This window comes from Mycobacterium parascrofulaceum ATCC BAA-614 (assembly GCF_000164135.1).
GTDB lineage: Bacteria > Actinomycetota > Actinomycetes > Mycobacteriales > Mycobacteriaceae > Mycobacterium > Mycobacterium parascrofulaceum.
The window spans coordinates 109099-114113 of record NZ_GG770560.1; the positions used below are offsets into that span (position 1 = coordinate 109099).

General features: G+C 67.8%; 7 protein-coding genes. 4 read left to right on the forward strand and 3 right to left on the reverse strand.

All coding sequences use genetic code 11. From position 1 onward, the window contains the following. Both HMPREF0591_RS26750 and HMPREF0591_RS26755 read left to right on the forward strand, forming a co-directional pair. On the forward strand, nucleotides 1-482 hold a 482-nt coding region (locus HMPREF0591_RS26750), incomplete at its 5' end, for a PPW family C-terminal domain-containing PPE protein (RefSeq protein ID WP_040624141.1). 94 nt (nucleotides 483-576) lie between these two features. Continuing rightward, nucleotides 577-915, forward strand: a complete 339-nt coding sequence (locus tag HMPREF0591_RS26755; RefSeq protein ID WP_007171900.1) for a hemophore-related protein — start codon at nucleotides 577-579, stop codon at nucleotides 913-915. Nucleotides 916-961: 46 nt separating this feature from the next. On the opposite strand, the gene HMPREF0591_RS26760 is transcribed toward HMPREF0591_RS26755, so the two are convergent. Genes HMPREF0591_RS26760 through HMPREF0591_RS26770 form a run of 3 tightly spaced genes read right to left on the reverse strand, consistent with a single transcriptional unit; the run spans nucleotide 962 to nucleotide 3232 of the window. Continuing rightward, nucleotides 962-1423 carry a PH domain-containing protein gene (locus HMPREF0591_RS26760; protein WP_007171901.1) on the reverse strand — a complete coding sequence of 154 codons (462 nt, stop codon included), beginning with the start codon at nucleotides 1421-1423 and terminating at the stop codon, nucleotides 962-964. Beyond that, a complete protein-coding gene (gene ribH, locus HMPREF0591_RS26765; protein WP_007171902.1) occupies nucleotides 1420-1968 on the reverse strand; it encodes a 6,7-dimethyl-8-ribityllumazine synthase in 549 nt (182 codons plus the stop codon). Before ribH ends, HMPREF0591_RS26760 begins: the two co-directional genes overlap by 4 nt. Beyond that, entirely contained in the window at nucleotides 1955-3232 is a 1278-nt protein-coding gene (locus HMPREF0591_RS26770; protein ID WP_007171903.1) for a bifunctional 3,4-dihydroxy-2-butanone-4-phosphate synthase/GTP cyclohydrolase II, read from the reverse strand. The genes ribH and HMPREF0591_RS26770 overlap by 14 nt, the downstream gene beginning before the upstream one ends. A gap of 272 nt (nucleotides 3233-3504) precedes the next feature. On the opposite strand from HMPREF0591_RS26770, the gene HMPREF0591_RS26775 reads away from it, so the two are divergent. Both HMPREF0591_RS26775 and HMPREF0591_RS33310 read left to right on the forward strand, forming a co-directional pair. After that, nucleotides 3505-3780 carry a hypothetical protein gene (locus HMPREF0591_RS26775; RefSeq protein ID WP_040624142.1) on the forward strand — a complete coding sequence of 92 codons (276 nt, stop codon included), beginning with the start codon at nucleotides 3505-3507 and terminating at the stop codon, nucleotides 3778-3780. A 120-nt stretch (nucleotides 3781-3900) separates the two neighbouring features. Further along, on the forward strand, nucleotides 3901-5015 hold a 1115-nt coding region (locus HMPREF0591_RS33310), incomplete at its 3' end, for a putative sugar O-methyltransferase (protein WP_007171906.1).

Below are 5015 nucleotides of genomic sequence, written 5' to 3' on the forward strand. Positions count from 1 at the left end.
CGGCATCGGTATCCGCCACGGCGCCGGCGCCGCCCGCCCCCGGCGCCCCCGCCTTCAGTTACCCCTACGTGGTCGGGCCTCCCGGCCTCGGGGCCGGCACGGACATGAGGCTCGGCTCGCCCGTCGACCAGCGGTCGGCCGTGCCCGACGCCGTCGCCGCGCCGGCCGCCTCGGGCCGGCGGGAGCAGAGCCGGCACCGCAGGCGCACCCGTCCGGGTTTGGTCGACCCCGGCCGCCGCTACGAATACCTCGATTCCGACGGGTACGCCGCGTACACGGCGGCCTCGACCCAGGGCGCGGGAACGATCGGGGGGTCGGGCGCCGCCGGCTCGGCCGGCGCCGGGCCGGCGGCCGGCCTGGCGACCCTGACCGGCGACGATTCGGGCCGCGGACCGACCGTTCCGATGCTGCCGAACGGCTGGGCGCCCGAAACCGGCGGATCGGCCGCCGGAGGGCCGGTGACCAGCGAGGATGGCCACTGAGCCTGAACGCGGACGGTTTGCGGGCCGCCCAATCCGGTTACCTAGGTCGTAGCTGGACGTTAGAGTGGTGGCAATCAATGGAGGGAGTCCACAGATGTTCAAGCGCTCGTTGACCAGGCTCGCGCTGGGGGTTGGCGGTCTGGCATTGGCGTCGACCGCCGCGGCCGGGGTCGCATCCGCTGCCCCCGACTACGGCCCCATGATCCACACGACCTGCAGCTACGACCAGGCGATGCGGGCGGTGCACGCGGAAAACCCGATGGCCGCTCAGTACCTGGACCAGTCGCCGCCGAACCAGCAGTTCCTGCAGCAGTACCTGGCGTCGTCGCCGGATCAGCGCGTGAACCTGCTCCACGCCATCGAGCACAACCAGGGCGCGCAGCAGGCTTTGCCGATCTTCCAGCAGATGATGACCGACTGCACTAGGTACTGACCCGTCCACCTGAACGGGCTGTCCACGAAAGCGCGGGCAGCCCGTTTCAGCGGGACGGCAGGTCCGGCCGATAACGGGCCAACAGCGACCGCACGGTTTCCATCGCGTCGACGGCGCGCTCCTTGTCGACCGCCTGGATGGCCATCACGGGGATGTACTCGTCGTCGGGCAGATCGATTCGCGCCCAGCGGTTGCCCACCGGGAACGAGACACCGGCCACGTCGGGCCACGCGATCAGTTTGTCCCCCAGCAGGTTACGCACCGATATGCCGGCCGCTCCGATCCGCAGCCGGGGCCGCGCGAACAGCAACACCACGCCGGCGAGCACCAGGCCGAGCAGCACCATCGCCACCTGGTCGCTGGTCTGGAAGACCACCCCGGTGGACCCGACCTTGAGCAGGAATCCGATCGCGATGTGCACCGCGGCGATGACGAACGCCGCGCCGTAGACGAATATCGTTGTGCGGTGCGGACGCAACTCGACGTCCCACCCCTCGCGATCGGTCACGGCCGGGCGCGCAGGTCACGCAGGGTCAGCGCCGCGGTCAGAGCCGCCGCGGCCGCCTGGGCGCCCTTGTCTTCGACCGATTCCGGCAGTCCGGCGCGATCGAGGGCCTGCTGCTCGGTGTTCGTGGTCAGCACCCCGTTGGCGACGGGTGTCGACGCGTCCAGCGCCACCCTGGTCAAGCCCTGGGTCACCGCGTCGCAGACGTAGCTGAAATGCGGCGTCTCGCCCCGAATCACGACGCCCAGCGCGATGACCGCGTCGTGATTGCGGGTCAGTTCCTGTGCGACCACCGGGATCTCGATCGCGCCGAGGACGCGGACCACCGTCGGGTTGTCGATGCCCGACTCGGCGGCCACCCTGCGGGCACCCTGCAGCAGCGCTTCGCAGATCTTGCCGTGCCAGGTGCTCGCGACGATGCCAAGCCGCAGACCCGTGGCATCGAGCGCCGGGATCTCCGGCTCCCCGCTACCGCTCACCTGCGCCGTCCCCCACGCGGGTGACACCCGCACCGCATCGTCCTGTCGCCGGCGGTCACAGGGCTCCACCGAATTCGCCTGGCAGATGGACGGATTCATGGAAATCGTCCAGGCCGGCGAGGTCGTGGCCCATCTTGTCCCGCTTGGTCATCAGGTAGCGAATGTTCTCCGCGTTGGCCCGCACCGGCAGCGGCACCCGCTCGATGATGTGCAGGCCGTACCCGTCCAGCCCCACCCGCTTGGCCGGGTTGTTGGTCAGCAACCGCATCGAGCGCACCCCAAGGTCCACCAGGATCTGGGCGCCGATCCCGTAATCCCGTGCGTCGGCGGGCAATCCGAGTTTGAGATTGGCGTCGACGGTGTCCTCACCGGCGTCCTGCAACTGGTAGGCCTGCAATTTGTGCATCAGGCCGATGCCGCGGCCCTCGTGGCCGCGCATGTACAGCACGATGCCACGCCCCTCCCGCGCGACCATCGCCATCGCGGCGTCCAGTTGGGGCCCGCAATCGCAGCGGCGGGAGCCGAACACGTCGCCGGTCAGGCACTCGGAGTGCACCCGGACCAGCACGTCGTCGCCGTCGGCGTTGGGCCCGGCGATCTCCCCGCGCACGAGCGCCACGTGTTCGACGTCCTCATAGATGCTGGCGTAGCCGATGGCGCGGAACTCCCCGTGCCGGGTCGGGATGCGCGCCTCGGCGATCCGCTCGATGTGCTTCTCGTGCTTGCGCCGCCATTCGATCAGGTCGGCGATCGTGATCAGCGCGAGGTCGTGCTCGTCGGCGAACACCCGCAGCTCGTCGGTCTGCGCCATCGAGCCCTCGTCCTTCTGGCTGACGATCTCGCAGATCGCGCCCGCGGGCTGCAACCCCGCCATCCGGGCCAGGTCGACGGCGGCCTCGGTGTGGCCCGGGCGGCGCAACACGCCGCCGTCCTTGGCGCGCAAGGGAACCACGTGGCCGGGGCGGGTGAAATCGTCGGCGACGCTGGCGGGGTCCGACAGCAGGCGCATGGTGGTGGCCCGGTCGGACGCCGAAATGCCGGTGCCGACACCGTTTCTCGCATCGACCGTGACGGTGTAGGCGGTGCCGTGCTTGTCCTGGTTCACCGCGTACATGGGCAGCAGCCCCAGCCGGTCGCAGATCGCGCCGTCCAGCGGGACGCACAGGTAGCCCGAGGTGTAGCGGACCATGAACGCCACCAGCTCCGGCGTCGCCTTTTCGGCGGCGAAGATCAGGTCCCCTTCGTTCTCGCGGTCCTCGTCGTCGATGACGACCACGGCCTTACCCGCCGCAATGTCGGCAACCGCCCTTTCGACGGAGTCCAACCTCGTCATCGTCGCTACCTTGCTGTCTCAGGGGTCCGCAGGAAGAGCCCAAGTCTTGCATTCAGTATGAACCACCGCCCGGGCCACGTTATTGCCGCGGGCGTCCACACCGTGGACCCGGCGCCCACGCCGCCGGACGGCCAATGCCGTGACCCGGTCCACCCCCAGGCAGCCGGCCGCGCAACGCCGCGCGCTCCGGGCGTTCCGCCGCCATATCCAGGTCCCGCACCTGTGCGGCGAAACCGCTCCTCATCCAGCGCCAGCAATCTACGCTGAGCGGCATGAGAATCGCATCCAGACTGGCGGTACCGGTCGTGACCTCGATAATCGCGGCCGGATTTGCGGCGGGCATCGCCTGCCCGCAACGGGCGACGGCCGACGCGTGCGCCGACGTCGGCGGTCGGCACGTGAGCGTCGGCGGGTGCACCGATCCGGGACGCTGGGGTAACTGGGTCCTGCCGGCCGACGCGATGACGACCCCGCCGCCCGACGCACCGCCGCCGTGCTACACCCCGTCCGGCGAGCCGTACTGGACGCCGCCGGGCCAGCCCTGCTGACGTACCAGCCGGGGGCGCACCGCCCCGAACGCGGCCCAGCGCGGTGAGCAGCCGCTGAACGTCTCCATCGACTCCTTTCCTCCCTACACGCCGGCGAAGTTCGGTTCCCGGAGCACTACCGTGGGAACGCTCAAGAGCAACAAAAACCGGACGTACATGAGGAGCGGCATGGTGTTTTCCGGCTGGCCGCAGGACACTCCCGACGATGTGGCCCTGTCGCAGTTCGACCCTGCGACACGGCAGATGCTGAAGGCCCTGTCAAGTGAGGACTTCGAGCGCATCAAGGACGGTAAGCGTCCATGGCTTCTCGACTGGCGAGGGCACTCGGGTCAAGGCGTTGCTTCCGTTGATTACGCCGCCCTCCGCGCGACAAATCCTGAGCTCCAAGCGCTACGCCAGCGCTATGCCGGCGTCAACAGCGGCACACCGCCCGTTTGGGCTCCCGGTTACGTCACGCCCGAGGATCTGCTCTATTTCCGAGGCGACAATTGCTACGTCTGGCAGTTCCAGGCCAACAACACGCCCGAGAAACATGCGCTGACATACTCGTATTTGAAAACCATTGACACGCTCGGTCTTCTAGACATCTTCACTGAAGACGGCGACTTCGGCGTATTTACGTTTCCGACATCCGACACAGACCGCGACGGGAATCAGAGGATCGTCAGCCGCGACCTCCTCGACTCGGTTTGTGAGCTGCTGTTTCTGGAACGTACGCTGCGGATCTCGCGCCGGCCGGGGTTGAAAGTGCTCGACATCGGCGCGGGATACGGCAGGCTCGCCTACCGCGCTGTAACGGCGTTTGGCACCATCGATACCTATTTCTGCATCGACGCCATCCCCGAGTCGACGTTCATCTCCTCGTATTACCTGTCGAGAAAAGGCGCGGAACGTACACGTGTCGTCGCGTTGGACGACCAACAGGACCTCGTTCCCGGAACGATCGAACTAGCGGTCAACATCCATAGCTTCTCTGAATGCGCGGTCGAGGCCGTCGCTTACTGGGCCGCCCGGTGCGCCGAACTCCAGATCGAGTTCCTTTTCATCGTTCCCAACGCTGACGACGAGGGGCGATACGCCGTACGGTTGGACGACGGTACCGATATCAATCCGCTACTCGCACAGTATGGTTACCACCTCTGTCATGCCGAGCCGAAGTACCGGAACCCAGAGGTCCAAAAGTATGGAGTTTCCCCCGCGTGGTATTACCTCTTTCGCGCCGCCGAGACCAGGGA